Annotated in this window: 14 protein-coding genes; 4 read left to right on the forward strand and 10 right to left on the reverse strand. The window is 45.6% G+C overall.

Features of this window, described 5'->3' with window-relative positions:
* Window positions 1-6: 6 nt before the first annotated feature.
* On the forward strand, window positions 7-3,903 hold the full coding sequence (locus tag B9N89_RS21235; RefSeq protein ID WP_132322318.1) for a hydantoinase B/oxoprolinase family protein: 3,897 nt from the start codon (window positions 7-9) through the stop codon (window positions 3,901-3,903).
* On the opposite strand, the gene B9N89_RS21240 is transcribed toward B9N89_RS21235, so the two are convergent.
* The 10 genes from B9N89_RS21240 to B9N89_RS21285 all read right to left on the reverse strand — a co-directional run bounded on the left by B9N89_RS21240 (window position 3,887) and on the right by B9N89_RS21285 (window position 17,690).
* Window positions 3,887-5,197, reverse strand: a complete 1,311-nt coding sequence (locus B9N89_RS21240) for a S8/S53 family peptidase (protein ID WP_132322316.1) — start codon at window positions 5,195-5,197, stop codon at window positions 3,887-3,889. The genes B9N89_RS21235 and B9N89_RS21240 overlap by 17 nt on opposite strands.
* A gap of 344 nt (window positions 5,198-5,541) precedes the next feature.
* Complete coding sequence (locus B9N89_RS21245) at window positions 5,542-5,967, reverse strand: hypothetical protein (protein WP_132322314.1); 426 nt, start codon at window positions 5,965-5,967, stop codon at window positions 5,542-5,544.
* Window positions 5,968-6,171: 204 nt separating this feature from the next.
* Window positions 6,172-6,747, reverse strand: coding sequence for an ankyrin repeat domain-containing protein (locus B9N89_RS21250; RefSeq protein ID WP_132322312.1), 576 nt, complete (start codon window positions 6,745-6,747; stop codon window positions 6,172-6,174).
* A gap of 38 nt (window positions 6,748-6,785) precedes the next feature.
* Entirely contained in the window at window positions 6,786-8,399 is a 1,614-nt protein-coding gene (locus B9N89_RS21255; RefSeq protein ID WP_132322310.1) for a catalase, read from the reverse strand.
* A 170-nt stretch (window positions 8,400-8,569) separates the two neighbouring features.
* The gene (locus B9N89_RS21260) at window positions 8,570-10,105 is read right to left on the reverse strand and encodes a hypothetical protein (RefSeq protein ID WP_132322308.1); all 1,536 of its coding nucleotides are present in this window, start codon (window positions 10,103-10,105) and stop codon (window positions 8,570-8,572) included.
* A gap of 9 nt (window positions 10,106-10,114) precedes the next feature.
* On the reverse strand, window positions 10,115-11,977 hold the full coding sequence (locus tag B9N89_RS21265; RefSeq protein ID WP_132322306.1) for a c-type cytochrome: 1,863 nt from the start codon (window positions 11,975-11,977) through the stop codon (window positions 10,115-10,117).
* Window positions 11,978-12,282: 305 nt separating this feature from the next.
* Window positions 12,283-15,096 carry a 7TM diverse intracellular signaling domain-containing protein gene (locus B9N89_RS21270; RefSeq protein ID WP_132322304.1) on the reverse strand — a complete coding sequence of 938 codons (2,814 nt, stop codon included), beginning with the start codon at window positions 15,094-15,096 and terminating at the stop codon, window positions 12,283-12,285.
* Window positions 15,097-15,494: 398 nt separating this feature from the next.
* Complete coding sequence (locus B9N89_RS21275) at window positions 15,495-15,893, reverse strand: hypothetical protein (protein ID WP_132322302.1); 399 nt, start codon at window positions 15,891-15,893, stop codon at window positions 15,495-15,497.
* Complete coding sequence (locus B9N89_RS31930; RefSeq protein WP_143478232.1) at window positions 15,893-16,498, reverse strand: hypothetical protein; 606 nt, start codon at window positions 16,496-16,498, stop codon at window positions 15,893-15,895. The genes B9N89_RS21275 and B9N89_RS31930 overlap by 1 nt, the downstream gene beginning before the upstream one ends.
* A gap of 247 nt (window positions 16,499-16,745) precedes the next feature.
* Window positions 16,746-17,690 (reverse strand): hypothetical protein, encoded by a 945-nt coding sequence (locus tag B9N89_RS21285; protein WP_132322298.1) that lies wholly within the window; start codon window positions 17,688-17,690, stop codon window positions 16,746-16,748.
* 240 nt (window positions 17,691-17,930) lie between these two features.
* On the opposite strand from B9N89_RS21285, the gene B9N89_RS21290 reads away from it, so the two are divergent.
* The 3 genes from B9N89_RS21290 to B9N89_RS21300 all read left to right on the forward strand — a co-directional run bounded on the left by B9N89_RS21290 (window position 17,931) and on the right by B9N89_RS21300 (window position 23,108).
* Window positions 17,931-18,881, forward strand: coding sequence for a hypothetical protein (locus B9N89_RS21290; protein WP_132322296.1), 951 nt, complete (start codon window positions 17,931-17,933; stop codon window positions 18,879-18,881).
* Window positions 18,882-19,372: 491 nt separating this feature from the next.
* Entirely contained in the window at window positions 19,373-22,198 is a 2,826-nt protein-coding gene (locus B9N89_RS21295; RefSeq protein ID WP_132322294.1) for a peroxidase family protein, read from the forward strand.
* Complete coding sequence (locus B9N89_RS21300; protein WP_159455533.1) at window positions 22,161-23,108, forward strand: MBL fold metallo-hydrolase; 948 nt, start codon at window positions 22,161-22,163, stop codon at window positions 23,106-23,108. Before B9N89_RS21295 ends, B9N89_RS21300 begins: the two co-directional genes overlap by 38 nt.
* Window positions 23,109-23,115: the final 7 nt, after the last annotated feature.

The following is a 23,115-nucleotide window of genomic DNA, read 5'->3' on the forward strand; positions in this document are numbered from 1 at the left end:
ATAGTCATGGATGTTAGGGAAGCGGGGCCAAAGGGCTGGCGAGTTTTTGCAGACCGCGGTGGCACGTTCACCGATCTAGTGGCAATCGATCCCGATGGTCACATTCAAGTGCAAAAGTTGCTTTCTCAGTCTGACCACTACGAAGACCCGATCCTAGAGGGAATCTCGCGGTTGACCAGTAGTTTTGAAAGCCGTGCTCAACTGATCGAGTTGGCTGTAGGGACTACGGTGGCCACCAATGCTTTTCTCGAAAGAAAGGGCAAGTCATGCGCTCTTGTGACAACTCTTGGCTTCCGCGATATCCTTGAAATTCGCGGCCAGAATCGGGCTGACTTGTTTGCTCTCCAGATCGATAAGCCCCAGGCTCTATGTGATACTGTTACCGAAGTTCCCGAGCGGATTTTGTCAGATGGAAGTGTCGAGCAAGCTTTAAACATGAACCTGGCTCGTTTCGAACTGAGTCGCTTGCGAGACATGGGTTACGAGAGTCTTGCTATTTCACTCATGAACGCTTCGCAGAATCCTGCCCACGAACTGGCTCTAGGTGAGTTAGCCCGAGATATGGGATTTAAGCATGTGGCTCTAGGACACCAGCTTGCGAAACTGGATAAGTATGTTCTACGCACGGAAACAGCCGTGTTTGATGCATATCTAACACCCGTAGTACGTAAATATACAGCCAAACTTTGCGAACAGACCGAAAGCCAAAAAGTCTTTTTCATGCAGTCCCACGGGGGATTGTGTCAGTCCTCACAGCTTACAGGCCCACATGCTCTTTTATCAGGCCCGGCAGGAGGACTCATTGCTTCCATCAAGAGTTGCCAAGCTCACGGGTATGAAAAGGTTATCACCTTCGATATGGGAGGTACTTCAACAGATGTTGCTATTTATTCGGGCAACTACACCTACGATCACGAACCGAAGTTTCACGGTTATCAAATCCAAGTGCCCATGCTCGACATCCATACCGTGGCGGCTGGCGGTGGATCGATTCTAAAATTTGATGGCGAGCGATTTCAAGTCGGTCCCGAATCAGCGGGAGCCGATCCTGGCCCTGCCTGTTACCGCAAGGGAGGGCCACTTACTGTTACGGATGCGAACTTGTTTTTGAAGCGCATTCGAGCTGAACACTTTCCGAAAATTTTCGGCCCTTCCCAAGACCAAAGCCTCGACGAGCAGATCGTTGCTCAAAAGTTTTCTCAGTTGAGTCAGGAATTGAATCTTCCTGCCGAGGATATTGCTAAGGGCTTTTTAGATGTTGCAGTGGAAACGATGGTACGGGCCATAAAAAGTATTTCCATCCGTAAGGGGCATGATCCTCAAGACTTTGTACTTTGTTGTTTTGGGGGAGCTGGGGCGCAGCTAGCCTGCCCTGTAGCGGAGCGGCTTGGCATTAAAAAAGTTTTTATCCATCCCCTATCTAGTGTTCTATCAGCGTTTGGTATGAGTCTTGCGGATGAGAAATCGCAGCTTCGAGATCTTGTTGATCAGCCTCTCCATTCTCTTTCTGATGAAGACTTTCATCAATTGACAAGAAAGCTTTCTAAGCACGTCAGCAACGGGATGATAAGCCAGAATTTAAAGCCATCATTTATTTTCCACTTGAAGCTTCAAGGGAGTGAAACGATATTTGATGTTGCAGCAAACGACCCTAAAGAAGCCAGTCAATTTTTTAGTCAGAATTATACCAGGATCTTTGGTCTTGAGGCTGATGCGGAAAAAATCATCTTGGAAAGCCTCAGTGTAGAAATGTCGTCACAATCGAGGGCTTATTGGTTTAAGCAGGACTTCCCAGCGTCGCCACTAGCTTACGGGCCTTGCAATATTACCTTGCCCAACTCTAGCTTATTTTTAGATGAGGGTTGGACTGGTAAGCAAGAACGAAGCGGAGAATGGCTGCTACAGCAGGCCCAAAACCGTCATGTCATCGAACGGCCCGAGGCGGTGGAATTAGAAATTTTTTATCAGAAGTTCCAGTCCCTCGCAGAGGAGATGGGAAGTGTCTTAAGGCTCACTGGTTTCTCTGTCAATATTCGCGAAAGACTGGATTTTTCCTGTGCGGTCTTTACCGCCTCAGGGGAACTCATTGCCAATGCTCCCCATATTCCGGTCCATTTGGGCTCTATGGGAGAATGTCTTAAGGTAGTGGTTCAGAAATTTGCTCATAATGCTAAACCAGGGGATAGCTTTATTAGCAACTCACCACTCTTTGGAGGAACTCACCTGCCAGACATTACTGTGATGACGCCGGTGTTTTGGCAAGGTAAGATTGTCAACTGGCTGGCCTCAAGAGGTCACCATGCGGATGTTGGTGGTAGTTCACCGGGCTCTATGCCTGCTCTATCGAAGAGTCTTTCTGAAGAAGGAGTCGTGATTGAACCACAATATCTGGTTAGAGAAGGAAAATTTCTCGGATCAAAAATCCTAGAGCTACTGACTATGGGCTCTATGCCTGCCCGCAAACCTGAGCAGAATATACTGGACTTGAAGGCTCAATTAGCAGCAAATCGCCGTGGTTTGCAGATCTTTGAAGGCTTGCTTCAGGAGTATGGTCTAGAGCATCTTGAAAAATACAGCGAAAAATTACTGGCATACTCAGCAGATCGGATCCTAGATGTTACACAAAAATTCGATGGTAGAACAGCACAGATAGACTTAGACGAGGGTCGTTCCCTTAAAGTTGCTCTAAAGGTAAGGCCTCAAGAAGGGTTGGACATCGATCTATCCAGTTGCTCGGATCGTGGACTTCACAACTTCAACACGCCCCAGGCAGTTGTTCGTGCGGCAGTGTTATTTTCACTCCGTTGCGTTCTAAAGGAGGATATTCCTCTCAACGACGGTATTATGCGAGTCCTCAACATCAGGATTTCAGAGGGATCGATTCTGGACCCATCTCCTACAAGTGCCATCGTCGCTGGCAATGTCGAGACGAGTCAAGCTCTTTGTGACTTGCTGCTGGATGGATTCGTCGGCTTAGCTCACTGCCAAGGTACGATGAATAACGTCAGCTTTGGCAACGAACACTTCCAATATTACGAGACTCTGGGAGGGGGAAGTGGAGCTGGAGCCGGCTTCCATGGAGCATCATGCACCCAGGTGCACATGACCAATTCTGTGCTGACTGACCCCGAAGTTTTGGAGCGACGATTTCCCGTAGTGCTTCGCAACTTCGCTCGTCGGTGGGGAAGTGGCGGTCTTGGGAAGTTTTCAGGTGGGGATGGCATGTATCGACAGTTTGAATTAGCGCAAACCCTGGAATTCAACGTGTTATCCCAAAGGCGAAGCACTTGCCCTAAAGGAAGGCAAGGAGGTGACGATGGACTCGCGGGGAGAAACAGCATCGAGGTGGATCTCAAGAGTCAGGCGATGGCAGGGTGTTTTTCTATCACGTTACAAAAAGGCGATCTCGTCTCTATTGAGACACCGGGAGGAGGGGGGTATGGTAGCCCTGACTTAAACCAGAATAATCTGATTTTTGCCTATGGTTCGAATCTAGATCCTCTACAAATTAAGGGTCGCTGCCCCTCTGCAAGAATTGTTTGTCGTGCTGTGCTACCAGAATATAGCATCGGCTTTAGTCGTTTTTCTGAAAAGCGCCAGGGGGGAGTTGCCGACATCGTTCCAAAGGCTGGAGCAGAAGTATGGGGACTTGTCTATTCCTTGAGTCCTGAAGACCTTGCTGCCCTCGATGAGATCGAGGGTCACCCCGATCACTATGAGCGGGTAGAGCTGGAAGTCAAACAGGATACACCCGAAGGGCCAAGCTTTAAAGTTTGGGCCTATCAAGTGAAGGACAAGGAGCATCACATTCCTCCTACCGAGGAATATCTATGGTTGGTTCACAAGGGGCAGCACATCTTGAATGCCCCTCGCTATATACTTCAATCTACGGTGTGCAGCTAGCAATATCGTGATTCTTAAGCCATCGCCATGCATCTCCAGCATGGAGCAAGCCACGACCGGTCTGCTCGGGGCCAAGCTGGCCTTCCTGTACCGTGGCCTTAAGAGCTTGGGCAACTAAGTTTGGCTTTAATTTTCCATGAGCCCTTAGTTGGTGATCCAGCAACAAAGCCACGACTCCCGTTAATTGAGGAGCCGCGAACGAGCTGCCAGCTTCAAAGTTATTGGTGGACCAAGTGTAGATGCCATCAGCTGCAATACCAAACGATTGATCTTGAACCCCCGTGTGGTCGCCCGGTACTGTCGCAGTCCTTGCTGTCTGCTCTTTCGAAAGAGCAAGGTTGATTGAAAATAGCAAGTTGCTAGAAGTTTTTTGATGGGATGAAACAAACTCATCGATTAATTTAAGATCGTAGCTAAACAGACTTCCCAGTGGGGGCAGATTTAGTTCTTCCCTGATAGGGCTCAAGTTTCCCAAAAGATCAGTACCTGTATTGCCGAGAGATTTGCTAACGATCTTACTGTCGAGTACTTTCTGTAGAGCTAAGCTAAATTGTGGATCGAGTTTGCCATTTTGTTCCGCAAAGGCGCGACTCATATTGACGATGGTAATATCATCTCGAGTGCTAATCCATTGAATGGCTTGCCCGTAGTTCGATGAATCAGAGGCTATGGGTACAATGCGCGCCTTGGGAGCGATCGAAAGGATGATGTCAATGACCGAGTTACCGTGATTGAGAGCCACTGGGTCCCCAAAGCTGACCAAGTCTTCAATGGTCCCTTGGCTATAATATCCTCTCTGCTTTGCCAAAAGATCTGGTTCGAAGACGTCAAATACGGCAATGGTGATTCCACGACCATTCAGATGGCTTGGCAGTTCGTCGATTCCCACACTTAGACCGGGGTGATAGGTCCGTATGAACTCGTTCACAGTCCTTCGAAAACGGGCGACTGATTGGCTTGCTTGATCGAACTTGCTAGCATTCATCTCTTGAAAGTCAGGGTTTTGAAAACTGAAAAGCAGGGTTGCAAGGGAGACGAACTCCGTGATTCGATTGCCCCATTCCTGCATGCGCCATTCCTCAAAAACAGCTTTTTGGGGATCTTTTAGATTTTGGATGGCTTTCTGGTAGGTTTCGAAGGAGTCGATCAATGGTGTGACCGGATCCTCACCCGGTAGTTGAGCCAATGTTTTCAGCTCCTTGATCGCAGAGCGATACGAAGAAAGACTTTCTCCGAAGCTTGTTCCAGCACAAAACATCAAACAAATCAGAAACTTTAAGTGGATATTAAACATCAATGGGGTTCCCTTCTATAGATCCTAGTGGGGCGGGACCATAGCAAATTTATTTGAACTAGAACAGTGCTTACCATGACTGTTTTGATCCAGGGCAAAACCAGTTTCGCAGCTCTGCAGTGAGTGGAATATCTAGGTACTTGGGTTTTATTGAGATATCATAGCGAGCGTGCCCTGCTTTTAATGAGGAGAATCAAGGACTATACCTACCATCTAGCAACGGCGAAGCACTTCGAGATACTTAAAAGCTTCGATCAATGGTTGCAAAAAAATCGCGATATCTTGGACAAACTTTAAAATCGTCATAATCTTTCTGCTGAAAGTTTGTGATAAGCCTCTCAATCTTAAGAGGCGTTTCGAACTCTTGGGGGGCTCATAAGCATGATTCGCTGCTCTGCTTCAGAAATATCCTGGCAGTAATTCATTTCAGGAAGAACTGCAATTTCGCCTAGTTTGCGCTTGAGAAACTCAAAAAAGATATTCTCAAAGTCCCTTCTTGGGGAAACAACAAAGGTGCCTTGAAGAGAGTTGATAGCAACGAGTCGAGATAGAGCCTTGATTACTGAAAAGGCCTTTTCATTGTCTACCACTGAAATATGGGTTAGGTCTGCCACAATATATCTTGGCCTGTACTTTTGAGCCAGAGAGAGGAGGTGTTGGTTGAAGTCACTCACGTGATCGTCGATATGCAGGTTTTTACTGATGTGGACGATAGTTTCGATGTCGCCGCGATACTGAAGGGTGTAATAATCTGTTTCGATAGTGTCCACGGGAGTGCTCCTTTCGTTACCAACTGAGACTTGTTTTCCTAATAGGAGCTCCATCGGTAAGAACTGCTTAATTCGGATGGCTTAGGCCTAATGGGTGAATAATACATAATATTTTGAGCCGTATTTTTTCCATTAGAAGCCTCATCTGACGTCCTCTTGAATCTTTCCCAAGTAAGGATTGTCCGTAGCAATTTGATTGCCGCGCTAATTCGTTATAGAAAGTGACTCAAGCAGCTCAAGCATTTCGCTGTTGTTCTGATCCACGGCTAAGCTCCTTGCCGTTCGGCCTTGGTTATCTTGAGCGTCGACTGCTGCGCCCTGCTTGATCAGAGCCTTAGCAATATCTTTGCGGCCAAACAAAGTCGCAAACATCAGTGGCGTTTGATCTGCATGGTTTCTCTGTTCGATAACGCAAGGGGTTTTCATCAGCTGATAGGCTATTTTAAGGTTGCCTTTGAATATAGCACCCATGAGGGCAGTGTTACCCCGTGTATCTTTCAAGCAAGGATCTGCCCCGTGCCCGAGAAGAAATGTTATGAGCTGCTCGTGGCCGTAGTAGGCAGCAAAAATGAGCGGGGTGTATCCCTTTTGATCTTGGACGTTAAGGGGCCCGCCTTGCTTCACATATTCCGCGAGGAGGTTTTGATTGTTGGTTTTCGCAGCGCGGTTAACCAGTTCTATGATCTTTAATCGGGTTTCGTCTTCTGTTTGGCTACTTGCTTCAGTCGCAGGTAGTATCAAATTCAGAGCGAGGACCCAGGGTGCGAATAATCGTCTCATGGTTGAACTCCTAGCCCCCAACAAGGGGGCCTGTTGCGTTAGCGATGGGCGGCCTGCTTTACCGGAATTTTATTAAAACTTGCAGCAGTTTTCTTGGGGTCGTCCTGAATCTGAACAGCAATCTTTTTGACTTTTGAAAGCTTAGTTTTCGTAGCCTTAGCCAGTCTGGTACCATAATCAATATCGGCGGCATAGGCATAGGCTACCATTTGTTCGACTACCTTTTTATTGCGGATTTGATTGAGATCACCAGCGAAATTCATGATCAGGTGCTTCTTGTCAAAGTCACTGTAGGAACGATAGAGTTCTCCTGCTTGACGGAAGTTAAGGGTCTTGGCGATCATCTTCTGTTGTGTTTTGCCATCTAGCCGACTCTGGCTATATCGGTACTCAGTGTTTTCCGCCAGTGTTCCTCTGTCGCGCTTCAGGCTGCCGTCGAAGCTATTGGGCTGATAGTTGATACTCAAATCCCTAGCAACAAGGGTAGCTCCAACACCGTCTTGGTTAAAGGTTCTGATAGGAGTTTTAGCACGATTGACGGGAAGGTACTGATAGTTGACACCAAGGCGATACCTTTGAGTGTCTGAATAGGAGAAGAGTCGTCCCTGAAGAAGTCGATCTTCAGACGGTTCAATCCCCGGGACAAAGACGGCTGGCGAGAAAGCTGACTGCTCGGAGTACTGGAAGAAATTTTCTGGCACTCTATTGAGTGTCATTTTGCCCAAGGTCTTACATGTGACCAGCTTCATCTCGCAGTTCCAATCCTTGGTGGCATCGAGGGGATAGAAGTCGAACTTATCGAGGTTCTTTGGGTCCATCAACAAAGCTTGCAGTTCCCAAGACGGAAATTTTTTCTTTTGGATCGCCTGATAAAGATCATTGGTATGATGGCTGAAGTCTTTAGCCTGAATAGTAGCAGCTTCTTGAGCAGTCAGGCCCTTGTCTGCTTGCTGGGATAACCAGCGAAACTTCACGTACTGAACCATTCCGTCTTGGTTTACAAATTTGTAAGCATGCACACCGTTGCCGTCCATGCCGCGGAGAGTTCTAGGAGTACCTTTATTCGAAAAGAGATGAGTCCACATATGAATGCTTTCTGGGTGATGTGCCATGAAGTCAAAAATGCGGTTGGGGTCCTGACGATTGGTAACGGGGTCAGACTTCAATGAGTGGACCATGTCCGGGAATTTCATAGCATCGCGGATAAAGAATACAGGTAAGTTATTACCAACAAGATCCCAATTGCCTTGATCGGTATAAAACTTTACGGCGAAGCCACGAGGATCGCGGAGTGTTTCTGGTGATCCTTTAGAATGAATCACGGAAGAAAATCTGACGAACACCTCTGTTTTCTTGTTTTTCTTAGCGAGTAAACTAGCTTGGGTTACATCAGAGAAGTCATCATAAGATACAAAGTAACCGTGAGCGCCCACGCCACGGGGGTGGACAACCCTTTCAGGAATTCGCTCCCGGTCAAAGCGAGCTAGTTTCTCCAAGAGGTGAGCGTCTTCCAGTAAGGTGCCCCCCGTGGCCCCGGCTGTTTTTGAATTTTGATTGTCGCCTACGGGGGCCCCGGTCTCACGGGTGAGTGTTTCCGCGAACATGGGGTGGCTGGCCATGGCTATAGCACTAGCAAAGATCATCTTTTTCATAATTTTCTCCTATGAGAGCAATTTCTCGATCTATAATGCTTATCGCTCGTGTGGAGAAAAATGTGAAATATCAATAATCTATCAATCGATAGGAAAATAGTATGAAAAATATTGTGTGATAGGCTGTGAATTCAAAAGGCAGGCACGGGGCTGCTTAGGAGCAGCCAGGTTTACTTGAGTAAGTAGGAAAGGGTCTTTCCTGCGGCACCATCTGGAATCCCGGACATCACTTGGTTCGAGACGCCCATGGCCTTTGCCACCGTTCGGTAGATATCAGCCCCTGGAACTCGCTGATCGCGGCCAGACGTGCCGTTGCTGATTGCGATACCCTGATCATTTGGTCGATGATAGCTGACAGTCTGATTATCAAATTTGATATCTCCATAGTAGCCTCCCTTTATCATACCACCAGCGAGAATCACCCCGTTTTTACTATCGTAGCCCAATGAATTACGTTTGGGAGAGCGACTGCCATCGAGGGTGTACATTGCGATGAGTGTTCGATCGTAAAGCCCGGCAGCCTTTAATGAGCTTATCAAGCGAGAGAGGGGTACTGCTGATTGAATCCCTTGGGTCCTTAGCACATGCTCTCCCCGGGCTGTATGGATGTCGTTGTGGTCAAAGTCAATCGAGGCTGTTTTCACTTGCCCACTTTTAAAAAGTTTGTCCACATAGCCAAACATTTCTCCGAGGTTCATAGTTCCTGATGCTTCCGAGCAGGTGTTCATGGCAACATTTTCATCACACTGAAGTTGTCCGGGGATACCATCGGTCCAGTAAGATCTCTCATCAGGACTAAGTTGAAGTTGCCTAAGATCGGTTGCTTGCTTACCGGCTATCAGATCAATCGCCTTGAAGTGATTTTGGCTCTCCTGCGAGGCTAGTTGAAGGTCCTTTGCGAAACCTTGGTCTACTTTTTTCAGAATCTCCATCAAGCCTTCGCGGTAGGTTCCAAAGATTCCCGAAGGTGGCATGCTTTGATCCGCAAAGAATTTCAAGAACGAATCTCTGTTGAAGAAACGATCCATTTGAGCATTAGCCAGATTCGCTTCAAAATGATAGTAGGTGTGAATATTAGATCTGATGGAGCTTCTTAAAATCACACCATTGGCTAACTGAGGGTTTTTTTGTCTACTCATGTAGTTGTGAAGAATTGCTGGAGTGGGGCTAGAACTATAGTGAACCTCATTACCTCCAACACGGCCTCCTGGTCGCTTGTCTACGGTGGCCATATCCTTACGGCCAGCACCACCCTGACTGCTTCTGCCTGGTGATCGCGTAGCATTACTTGCTTCGTGACCATGAATCCCACCAATTACTAGTTCACAGGTCTCAAGCACCGCAACTGAATCTGCATGCTCACGAAGGGGCATGCTTTCAGCGGTAAGGTATAGGTTGCCAAACTTTTCAGGTGCAGAAAAAAGGGCGAGGCCATCGTCACCATCCTTCGATAAGTTAGCATATGACTGGGCGATTGATGGGGAAACAAAGGCGTGACCAAAGTCCCACTGATCGCGAAAGTTTACCTCTAGGAATAGAATATCTTTTTCTGCGGATTGTGCCTGGGCTGTTTCACCTATGAGTCCTAGAGCGTCGCTAAGAACTCCAGATGGTACCGCTGCACTTCCCAGCAAAAGGCTCATATTCTTTATAAAACTACGTCGTTCGATAGGTGGCATGCTTTCAAAAAAACTGGGCTTTTTCATCGGGTACTCCTAATCTTCGGCAACGATCGACTGGATAACTTCGGGATGTGTAAGGGCCTCCCTCAGAATATCTTGAAAACTGGGCTGCTTATTTTTATCTCTAATCTTTTTTGCGATAGATCCTAACAAGCGATCACTAATACTTGCTTTGGTGGTGTCTTTTAATCGAAGGTAGTAGCCTAGGACATTGCTGACGGTGCAAGTCATGAAAGACGGATCGGCAACGAGCACTTTGGCTGCATCAGAAATATTTTCAACAGATTGGCCGAAAAACTCTGAGCTTTCAGATGCCGCTCTGCTTGAGTCTTTAAAGTGAGATACAAAAGTTCCATTGGGACTGTGGCCTGAGGTTACCTCCGGGCTTGGGTCTTGAATGCCAGAGGCATCACCCTGGTAGTAACCGTTGGAATCATATTTAACAAAGAGTTGCGTGTGCTTACCAAACTGTGAATGACAGGAATAACAATTGGTGCCGTTGCCAAAACCTTCACCGAAAGTCTTGGCAAATATAGGGATCATGCTTGCTTGCTCTAGTTTCGGCTCTAGATCTTCATCAAGTGGATAGTGCTTGCAGGCAAATGATTCAAGCATGTTTCCAGCACGGCTTAAGTTAAATGGTCCCTTATTCACACTTAGGAAAGCTCTGGTGGTAAGAACTCCCGCCTCCTGAGGGCTGCCACTATCACAAGAGGTCTTCTCGCCTGATCGATTGTAGCAATCTTGTGAGGTGAGAATCTCTTCATAGGGCTTTTGGGCCTTGACAATGGCTACGGCAAGATTGCTAGGGAGACTAAAGTCGATATCGTCGCTTGTGCCACTGGCTTTAAGGAGCTTTTCGGTATATTGCCGAACACTTTCGAGAAATTGATTCGATGTGAGCCATCGGTCCAGAGTCACCTCCAAGCCCTTTCTGGAACTTATCTTTCGCTCTTCGGCCGTCAGTGGACGCTCCATGACTGTGGAAGCAAGTAAGGATAGGTACGATTGCATACCGCCAGCAGGGGTGGCGCTTTGGGTGCGAAACTCAAGAGATCCTAAGATCAATAGGCAGCCCGCCGAAAAGCGTTCGGTATCAGTCAGGGGTAAGGCGCTCAAGTCGCTTTTGATCGATGATGTTAATTGAGTTTGGGTGGTGCCGAATGCTCTTAATTCGAACTCTTCAAGCTTGCTATTGTATCTCTGTAAAGTATTAGGACTGCTACAGAAGGACTCCAGAGATGTTAACCAAATCTCTAGCTGGGTAGCGCCCCAGGAACTTTGTTCGACGATACCTTGAGAGAAGTCATAGTCCCCGAGCAGATAACGATTGGCTAGAAGGTCTGCAAACTCAGCTTGTGCGTCTAGGTTTTCGGGTGCAATATCTGCTAAAAATGCTAGCTTATGCAAAAGAGTCTTAAAGGGAAGTGGATTGATTCGGCTTAGCTCCGCATTGAATTGTAAGCTGTTCTCGCTGGCAGCAACAATCTCTTCAATATGAGTTATAAAGTTAGCAATGGTATTTAGGTCTTCGTTGCCAAGTTGGTCGGTAGGTGAGGGCATATCCTGAGGCTGTCCTGCCTTGCTAGCAGGAGAACCGTTTAGTCTATAGTAAAGCGAGGACTCAGAGGGGCTACCCGCTTGGATATATCGAGAGGCGAGCCAGTCCGCTGGGTTCTTGAGTTTTTCGAAATCTGATGATGAAGCAATGGAGCCTGTGCTATGACAGGAGTTGCAGTTCTTCGCCATAAACTTGGCGAAGTCATCAAATATAGCGATTCGGGAGTCCAATTCGTCTTTAGTGGGCTTATCATTTCGATCCAAACTCAGCTTAGGTTTTTGTGTGCAAGATGTCGTTATCGATATTAGCAAGGCAGGCAAAATTCGGATCATCATATTACAGCTCATAAAATCCATCTCAAACTCAGGTGTCGACAGCCTAACGCTGCAAGGCCTGTTCCCAATAGGCGGTGAGCGAGTTCCTTTGAAATCATTGCGAAAATAGTTTTGGATGGTCACAAGCCGTTAGCTATCGACGTCCAAAGCTCGTGTGGCCTTTGGCTAGAAATAGGCAGATAGTTGAGCTGATATGGTTTAACTTTCTATAACTATGAAGAAAAATTTGCTATGTAGAAATCAAACAGGGAGTTAATCCCTGAACTCCGAGAATCTGCTAGCTATATTGTTTATTGTTGAGCTACTTACGCGGAGTCTGGTAGCTGCTTAGTATCGTCGCCACTACCCTTTGCGACCAAGCCGAGAGGTAGGTCGATGATGATCTTAAATGTGACAAACTCATCCCCGTCTTGATTGGAGTAGGTGATGGAGTCGTTGTAATCAATTTTGATGTTACCACCGACTTCTAGTAGAAAGCCCTTGATGGCATCCATGCCGACTCCACGGCCTGAAATATCAGTCACCTGCTTGGCGGTGGTCACACCTGGATGGAAAATATATTCGATTACTTCCCCGTGGGAAACGCTGTTCGGATCTTCGAGTAGGTGATCGTTCACAAGCTTCTGACGAAGTCGGGTTACGTTGATTCCTTGTCCATCGTCAAAATATGTGATCCGACAATGCTTATCATCCGCCTCTTCAAGCTTGACGATGATTTTACCTCGTTCGATTTTTCCCTTTTCCCGCCGCACTTCATTGGGCTCGATACCATGATCGAGAGAGTTTCGGAATAGGTGGACGAAGATATTTCGAAGAAATTGTTCGCCTTTCTGTGAAGTAGTAAATCCGTAATCGTCAATTACGACTTCAGGTCTCTCTTTGCCTAACTTGATCGATATATCATCAAGTGAGTCGAGAACATCTGATAAGGATTCATGAAAGCTCGAACCGTGGGGGCTAGTTATCAGAGATCTAATCTTTGACAATCCGGCTTCTAGGTCAGGGGTTAAGCTTAGAGCGCTCATGGACTCAATAACAGATAGAATCTCTTCTTGAGATGCGCTGGTGATCACGTTGTCATCGTTCCTACCGAGTACTTCATAGTTGATGTGTTGGTAGAAATCTAAAGTGTGGCGCAGTTGGTCGAGCATCTCGTCGATAATTTTTCGATCGTAGGAATCTTTTCCCTTGCGTACACGATCGAAGTACGATTCGATATGATGGGCCTCAGACGAAATCTCTTTTAAACCTAGGATTCTAGCTGCACCTTTGATGGTATGCATATATCTAAAGAGTTTGTTGATATCATTCTCACCAGCGCTGGTTGCGGATAGAATTTCACGGCAGTGAAGTTCCATGTCAAGAAAGTTACGGACAAAACCATTGAATTTGTCTTCGCGGATGTGCATGATTCGATCGATAGCATTCAATCGTTTCTTCTGCTCTTCTGCAACATGCTCAAGTGCCTTGACTTCGGTGACATCTCGAACTGTTACGAGAAGCCTTTCCACACTGTCATCGTCTTCAATAGGAGACCAGTCCACTTCAAGAATTTTATCCTCCTTGCTGTCTTCTGATTGGAATCTTAGCTCCGAAACTAGATTATGAGCGTTTGCATCAAAGTTAATAGAATCTTCTCCAATGCAGTTGCCGATAACAGTTCGAGCTTTATCCTGCTCGTCGAGATTTAAATTACTATTCTCAAAAAGAAGCTCTAGGCCGTCGGTATCTTTTATAGAAGAACGATTGAATATTTTGGATAAAAATTGAGAATAATCTGGAAGGATCTTGTGGTCTCGGCCAATCATGAAGATACCTTGTTGGATATTCTCCATAATAGACCTGATGTCTCGTGTTTTTTCCCGTACCTGCTCCTCAACATTGGCAAGACTTGCAGCCAACCTCTCTGAAAGGTCACGGACTTCCTTTTCCTTCTTATTGCGATAATAGTTAAAACGATCACCAAGTGCAAGGGACATAAGGATGGCTCCAGCAGCAACACCGAATGAATGGGCCCAACTTGTAATCCAATTCACTGGTAGGATGCCTTGGTATTTCATAGCGAGGATGATACTGGCTACAAGAGTAAGAGCCCAAGCTAGGGTGTAGAAGTATGCCGGACGATAGCCTGAACGCAAGCTGAACACACCCATGTAGAGCATACTGAAACAGCTTGCAGCAACATTGAAGTTTGCGATCCGAGCGCCTAGTTCGAAGCTAAAAAACTGAACATTGATAATGTTAATAAACGCGAGCCAGCGAATGAAAGTTAAGAATTTAGTGATCTTCGGATATCGATCTCTGGTATTCAGGAACTCGATCGCAAAATACACTGCAAAAATTGTAGAGATTTCAGCGAAAACAAGAAATCCTTGGTTGGAGATCCAATGGTTAGGAAAGTCATTCATGAAGTAGACAACGCTTGAACCCTGAGCAGCCCAGTTGTGGAAGAGAAAGAACACCAGATGGAGGACGTAAAAGAGATAGACTTTTGAATTGAGAGTGACATAGAGGAATAAGTTATAAAGAGCTATTGCCATGACAACGCCATAGAGGTGACCTAGAAGATGACTATCACTGACTGCATGTTTGTTGAATTCGCTTTCATCCCAAAAAACTAGGGGAATCATAGTAGTTCCTGTCGATCGAACTCTAATGTAGTACTGGGTTTGACCAGGAGGGACATCGACAAGAAACGATGGGTAGCGATTGCTCACTTTTCTCGTGTTATAAGGTACTTTATCACCGACCTTATCGCTGACAGTTTGTCCATATTCATTCAGGTAGTAAAGATCGACCCGGTCAATCGAAGCATAACGAAACTCAATAATGACTTTCTTGTTAGTTTCCAAATTGTTACTTAGAGTAAAACGAGCCCAGATAGCGGTGGAAGTGAAGCCAAAATTGGGGATGCTTTTCTCTGAGGCTCGAAACTGCTTACGAATACCTGGGTTGTCCATGTCTTCAAAGCTTAGCGAACCGCTACCGTCTTCCATAATTTCGAGTTCCTCGCCAAAGAACTCGCCGGTAAGTGTTTTTGTAACGTCAATAGCTGCAAGTCCGGCACCAGCTGGCAACATAGTCGTCAGCACGAGGACGAAGCGAGTAACGAAGTGCATGGACTACCTCAAACCGTTGTTCAATCACTTTCGTTATCGGTTGGGCTTGGAGAGATCTGCAACTTTCTATTGATCTTTTGGGCCAATACGGAGCCTACTACGCAGTGAAAAAACAAGGTATATTTGCTATTTACCTCAGATTAACGGTATCTCTTGAGCTCTGCACTTTGGTTCCCTAGATTGTGAGTTTGAACAAGTTAGGCTATTCTTTTTTGTTATTTCGCTCGCAGTAGATCGTTCGAACTAGTGCCTAGTCAAGTTAATTTCTCAGCTAGGCGACAAGGATCGAGCGAGGAGACAGTACGTGTTGGGTATGGTGACGAGCGAGTGACAAAATCAACAACGCCAAGGCTTCAAATCGACTAGGCACTGGTTTCGTGAAATCGATGGCATAGCTCTCAAATCTTTTCTAATCGAGCGATGTAGATAAGGTAGGCGAGAGAGTAGATACCACTAACGATCAGAGGTAGAGACGCAGTTTGGATGGCAGTATCCTGATTGATCATGTAGTGTATTGTAATCGTTGTGATGGTAGTGAGTCCATAAACAGTACCTGCAGTAAGAATGATTCTCGTTAGCTTACTTGCTATCCACCTACGATAGATCGTAAAGAAGAACTCACGAAGCACATTCCCACTAAGTGTTACTAAGAAAGATCGAAGAAACTCAGTCACTGCTGATAGCCAAGGGCTAGCTTCCTGGCGGTTGATCACAAATGCCCAAACACTGTATAACAATGCCCCAGCCAATGCGAAGAAAACTTGTCTATAGCGTGCTTGCTGGATTCGTGATGTCATCAATGTCTAGGTCCACTAATCAATCGATAAATCAGGCCCACAATGATACCAGGAACATGCCTCCTTTGAAGCTTGAAAATCTTGGTTGAGTGACCCCGAAAGCGTTGTGATGGTTCTTGATATATCAATGGTAGATGAAGTCCATGGTAGATTCTACTAACTTTGTCGTTATGACAGACTGCGATAAGCACAGTCATTCGGAAGTTAAAGAAGCACTTTATCAGTGCCAAGGCAAGGACGAACACTGGATCACAATTGCGACTCAATCGCCGGGATCGCCAGAAGCAACCGATTTCTCGGGGTTTCGAAGGGAGTTGGCTCAAGATCGCTGACCTTTTTTCGTGAGGCAGGCGTTCAAGAGAACGCGTATTAGGCAGTACAGCAATACCAGCAACAAGTCTTCCCCTGCGAAAAATTCCTATTAGCTGTGCTTCTTCGGGGTTCTTTAGGGGCGTTACACCCCCCGCTAGCAGATATGCCTCGTTAAATAGGGGGGCTTGGTGAGCCTTGAGCGTTCTGGCAAAGCGAATAGGGTAGCGACGATTCATAAGTGTCAATCGGAATCGCGATCGTTTGCTTTGGAACCTTATAAAACTATTGTCCATAAATGAATTTTTCCATTATCGACAGCTTTATTTATATAGGAACAGAAAAACGAGATAACGGCTAAGACATATCGGGAAATGGAATGATTTAGTATAGCAAAAACGTTCAGCTATACCGATTATTAATGAATCTTAGTTCTGCAATCTTTTTTAGGGCTGGTCTCAGAACATCTTTATTAGTTTTTCAAGACCAGCCCTAGTGGTGAGTAGGAAATGTTAATACGAAATGAAACTGGCTGAAAATCGACTAGATTCTAATGTTTAGGCGTGCCCCAGCTTCAAGTTCACGATAGGCCACATTGTTGCTCGTATCAAAGGCACGATGAAAGCTAGCCACCAAGCCAACAGTCATGTAGCGCCTCAAAAGGTGATGGCTTGCAAGGAAAAATGAATATCTCTGCGCCGTATCGTTGGTCATAACACTCGAATCCTTGTGAGATTCGGATTGGTAGCGCATACCCAATTCAAAGCCGTGGGTTTGTTCAATACGGTAGTCACCAATCAGAGTCATTGCAAAGGAGTCTTGTAAGTCATTATTATCAAGACCAAGGTTATCGTAGTAATCAAAAACTGCCCCAAAATCAAACTTTGAAGATAAGCTGGTCCTGGTATGCAAACTTGTTTTACTGGCTTCTTCAATGTCTCCGAGTTCAACTTTGGCCTTATGGGCGAGCCCTACTTCAAAGTCAGGCTGGTAATATAGAATCCCTGCAGTATAGCTAGAAGCGCTTTGGGTTTCTTCTTCGCGGCTGGCGTCGATGTTGACAATTTCTCCGTCAAGGTTGGTGCTGAGCTTTAAATCAGGAAAGTAGCTTACGCGATCTCGCTGATGTTGACTTACTTTTAGGCCAAACACCACGCTATCTAAATTCACAGCAAACTGCCCCGAGAATCGATATTGGCTGATTCTCTCGAAGCGAGACTCGGAGCCATCGTCGACCGCATCGATTGAGAAGTAGGTGTTTTTCACACGATACTGTCCATAAGCTTCAGTTTTCGTTCCGTACTGCGAAACTCGTCTTTCCTCGCCGCCTAGGGATGCATCGCTGTAAACACTTTGGAGGGCAAGGTTGCTCAAGATTCGATACGACTGTGCAGGAGAGACATATTGTTGTGAAAAAGGGCGCAAGTCGTGAGCTTGAGCAGTAAATGCGACGCTACTTAGAAGGGTAGCGCTAAGGGTTTTGTACATGGTTTTCTCCAGATTGAGTTCACTACTACCAGAACGAACTAATAAAGGTGCTTATCCATTAAGATTCCATGAAGTTGCTGATTTCCGGACAAAAAAACGTTCCTTTATTAGGGAACTTACCCTGATAGGGTAGACTTCATCTTCGTCTAAACCAAATATTAACAGAAAAAATATGTGACCTTCTTGGGGATAGACATTAGAACGAGTGTTATTGTCATTTCAATTTTGGGAAGGAAGACTATGAGGACGATTGCGCTTATAGCTGCCCTTACGGCAGCAGTTGCGATTCCAGTAGGGTTATCATTGGAGCAAGGGGCTAAGGAATCAACTATTTTACCCGAGAATTATGAGGCCCTGAATGGTGACGAAAAACTCAATAGACTCTGGCAAGATGGGATCATCGCCAGTGAATACAAAGCAGGGCTACCAACATTGAAGTCAGTCAGCCCGTTCAAACTTGCGTTTCATATGCTATCCAAAAAAATGGAAAGGCCGATGGATGAAGCCGAGGCGAGCTATGATAAACCTATTCATAAGCATGGTGTTGTCGCCAAAGTAGCCTTTGTTGCCACACAAGATAGCCCTTATACAGGGCTTTTCGAGGGGGCTTCCCAGGGTCTCTTGCGCGTTTCCGTAACAGGTGATCCTGCATCGATGACCTTTGCACCTGGTATCGCACTTAAGTTTTTTCGTGATGGCATGGTATCACAGAATGTTAGCGCTCTGTACAAGCTCAGTGGCCAAGGTGAGAACCACAATTTCTTTGCTAACGAACTATCGAATGTAATTCCCCTAGAGTTTGATATTGCTTCTATCTTTTCATCTTTGGTGTTTAAGAGAGTTGCAAAGTATCCCACCCAAATTTCTGTGGATGGTTTCGCTGATTACGACGAGCATGGTGATCAAGTATTCGAACCTAGGCAGCCAAGGCAGCTGTATTTTAGCCCTGTGGAAGAAATGAGATTTGATGAAACTGCTCATGATTTTCGCCAGGACTTTATGGACATACCTTCAGGTACGACCCTATATAGGGTCTATGCTAGTGAAGAAAAAGGCCTCGATACTTCAGAGATAGATTGGGAGAGAAGAAAGAAGGCTTTGTTTATTGGTACTATTGAAACAAGATCGCGTTTTATCGCGTCTGAATATGGGGATCGACGACTCTTTTTTAAGCATAACAGGATGCTCTAAGCTATTGTGTACTGGGGGTTAATGAGTACTGTCATCGACCTGAAAAAGATAGTTCCCCAGTACCGACAGATTTTTAGGCTAAGCAAAGACTCAGATGTGAAAAGAACATATAAAAAATACCACTTGATTGTTGTTAGGCAAATAACGTCTTATCAAATGAATTCAAATCGATTCAAAATGTCATTTATCACTTCACGAAAGGGAAATGTCTGGTTTTAAGGTTGTGATACTTACAAGGTAACTTTTTTTTCTATGCCTTGTCATTATTGTGAGCAAGCCGTTTATGAAGTATGAATCTTTTGTTAATCGACTCAAAGATCTTAACAAGCTCATTCAAGACTGTTATACCTTTTCCAACGCCCACTAAACTTCGTCATCACCACATTGCTAAGTTCCTATATGAAGAGTCTTTCCGGGGATAGAAGACAGTTAGTCATTGGTGAAAGCGAAATCTTTGTGTCAGTTTTTAACAATTAAGGGAGATTAGTAGGATGATTGGTAATTCAGTCTGGGTGACTTGGCCAGTTATTGGCAAAATGTTTGGTGGTATAGGCTTGATTGTATCCTTAGGAATGCTTGCTGTTGATCGCGAAGAGCTTATGGAGAATAATCTCTACGATCTTGAGTCAGAAGAATACTACGCAAACTCAATCTCTTGCTCCGATGATGACCTGAAGGCGCGAACATTAGATGGCACTTGTGTCATTCCAGAGAACCCTAAAGAAGGTTCGATCTACACAAACTTTGGTCGCAACGTTGATCCAAGGGCCAGTGTCACCGAATTAGAATCTGAGCGTCTTCTTGAGCCGAACCCAAGAGAAATCAGTAACCTTCTCATGGGTCGGGATTCATTTAAGCCAGCAACAAGCCTTAACTTTATTGCAGCAGCCTGGATTCAGTTTATGACTCATGATTGGTTTTCTCATGGCGTAAATCTTGAGTCCGACCCTATTGAGGTTCCAGTACCCACAAACGATCCAGAGTTTAGCGCTGGGTCCATGATTGAGATTAAGAGAACTCGTCCTGCAACACTTGTTCAAGATTTTCAAGTTTTCGATGAAGACACAGGGCAAGTCAAGCGTATTCCCCTAGAGAAAGCTCTTCCAGCCTATGAGAACTTAGTGACTCATTGGTGGGATGGATCCCAGATCTATGGTACAAACTCTGAAGTGAATCAACTGATCAGAACTTTTCAAGGTGGAAAACTCAAGCTCGACGATCAAGGCTACTTGCCAACCGGGTCGAATGGAGTCCCTGTGCAGGGGTTTACAGATAACTGGTGGCTAGGATTAAGTATGCTTCATAACCTTTTCGTCAAGGAACATAATGCCATTGCTGAAGCTCTTCAGGAAAAGTATCCGCAGATGACTGATCAGCAACTTTATGACAAGTCTCGCCTGATTAATGCTGCTCTTATGACGAAAATTCATACGGTCGAGTGGACGCCAGCAATCATTGCCAACCCAACAACAATCACAGCAATGTATGCAAACTGGTGGGGGCTACTGGGGAGTCGCGAAGCTAAGGAAGCCTATCGTGAATTGATCAAAAAATGGTTGGAAGCAGCATCGAATGCTGATGGATTTTTCCAACGAATCTTAAGAACGAATCCAGAGATGGCCGGTGTTGCAGATTTATTCAAAAATGCAGCGTCGTTGGACTATGTTATAGGGGGGCTAGCAGGTGCTACGGAAGCAAATAACTACGGTGTTCCCTATACCTTAACGGAAGAATTCGTTCAGGTTTATCGCATGCACCCCTTGATGCGGGATTCCATAGATGTTTATGACTTTGAATCTGGAAGTCTAAAGGATTCAGTATCACTAGAAGATACTACCTTTGGTGACGGTGAGGAGATGTTCCGCTCATCAAGACAGGCAGATCTTTGGTTCGGGTTCGGCATAACAAACCCTGGTGCACTAACCTTAAAAAACTACCCCAACGTCTTAAGAAATATCGAAATTCCATTTCGAGGGCCGTTGGATCTTGCAACCATCGACATTGTTCGAGATCGGGAGCGTGGCATTCCTCGATACAACGAATTCAGGCGTCAAATTGGTTTAACGCCCATTTCAAACTTCGAACAACTGTTCGAAGGGGCTGATATGAGTTTAGCTGAAAATCAGCAGCTACTAAAAGATATGAAGCGGGTCTACAAGAATGATGTTGAGCTGATTGATGCTTTTGTTGGAGAAATGGCCGAATCCGTAAGACCAGAAGGATTTGGCTTCTCTGAAACAGCCTTCCAGATCTTTATTATGAATGCTAGTCGCCGAATCCTTACTGATCGATTCTATACGTCCGACTATAATGCTGACACATACACAGAGCTTGGTATGGATTGGGTCGAAGGCACGACGATGGTTGATATTCTAAAACGTCACTATCCTGAACTCGCATCGCGAATGAACAGCACGGACAACGCGTTCAAACCATGGTCGCAACCCAGCCCTGAAACCTGTGATCTTGCTGTTGAAGAAATGGATGGAAAAGCGATTTGGGGTCATGTTGAATCCGATGGCCGTAGTCGTGAGGTGGTGACCCTATTCAATCGAATTGGCGAAGTTGAAAGTTTCTATGCAATTACTGCAGAGTATCTCGATCCTTTTGAGGAAGATAATTTTGTTTCCAAGTTCTTGCGACCAGGAAAGAGAAACTTGATCACAGGAGAGATGAATGGTTACTTACAGGAACTGTTTCATTGGATCACCATTCGAAAAATCGAGCGTGTCCCTGGTAGCAGTGAATTTTCCGTGTATCCTGTAACCGTTCAAAATGGTCGCATTATCAGTGCTAGCAATCCAAGCAAGGAGCGCTTCCAACTTGGCTGTTCTGAAAATCTTGCGATTGGGACTGAGCAGGTGATAGAGATCAACGGGTCCCAAAAGTTAGTCTCGTATTCAGATCTTGAACGCAATGCACCGTTTAGCCCCCTAAGTACCACATGGGAATATGACTATGCTCCCGGGCCGTTTAATCCAGGTTACCAGCAAGGAGATAAGATTATTCTAGACATTGAAGATCGTTTTGGGCCCAATCGAGGTCGTACCACGGCTCGATTTAATGTAGACGAGCTAAAGGGCCAAGATCTCGTTGTTCAAGGAGCTTTCACAATGGATGAAGCTCACAGAGGCCTATATACATTCACAAGGAATGAAAGTTCTGCTACGATTGGGGCTGAGAAAGTTGAAGACAAGGTAGGAGTCTTCTTAGATGTCTACAACGCCCAGCCGATCTTCGGCACAGTCGAACTTATACTCATTGACCCATCGAATCCAATTGGGTCGCAGATGTATTTCGAAGAATACGGTAATTAAGCTAGTCAAGACCATAAGTGTAGCTGCGGTGGCAGCTACACTTCTTACAACTGTTTCTAATGCCTCACAAGCAATGAAGATCCATTGGTTTGGAACCAGCAATATCGTCATCGATGATGGTGAGAATGCCATTGCGTTTGATCCATTTTTTTCCCGCCCAGGCCTGTGGGACTTATTCTCTCTGTCAACATTAAAGCCAGATCCTGAGGTTATTGAACATTGGTTGAGTAAAAGCCCGATATCGAAAATCAAAGGAGTCTTCGTGAGCCATAGTCACTACGATCATATTCTAGATCTGGTGCCGTTAGCAAAGAAGTTCAGCAGCCAGGTATTTGTCGATGACAATGGTCGAACGATTGCAATGTTTCAGGGCTATCAAGAGAATCTAATCAAGATTCAGAAAGTCAACGAGATCTATTCAGTTGGAAAATTTTCGGTCGAAGTTCTTAGGTCTGGCCATGCACCCCACCTTTGGGGCAAGGTTTTCATGTCAGGGAAGATCAAGAGTCCGTTTCCCCGCGAGGCTAGCTTCTTAGACTATAAGAACCAAGACTGCTTCTCGTACCTCATTCGCCATCCTCAACTGACAATTTTGTTTGCACCTTCTAGCTTCGAGGATGTTGAGCGCAAAAACGTAACAGTTGATCTGATCATTCAAGGTATAGCGGCCCGAAAAAGCTCTGAGTCTTTACTGAAGAACTTAGTTATTCCCTACCGACCCAAAGCTGTGATGCCAGTGCATCACGACAATTTTTTTAGGAGGCTTGACGCTGGGCAAGAGGTACCTTCGGGAGTCGCTCTGGATGAATTTATTCAAACAACGAAGCAGCTTGCCCCTGAAGTCGTAGTCATACAACCACAGTATGGCAAACCAATTGAGATCGGAGCCCTGAATAAGCTTCGCCACTAAGGCCATT

The sequence above is a fragment of the Pseudobacteriovorax antillogorgiicola genome (assembly GCF_900177345.1).
Taxonomy (GTDB): Bacteria; Bdellovibrionota_B; Oligoflexia; order Oligoflexales; family Oligoflexaceae; genus Pseudobacteriovorax; species Pseudobacteriovorax antillogorgiicola.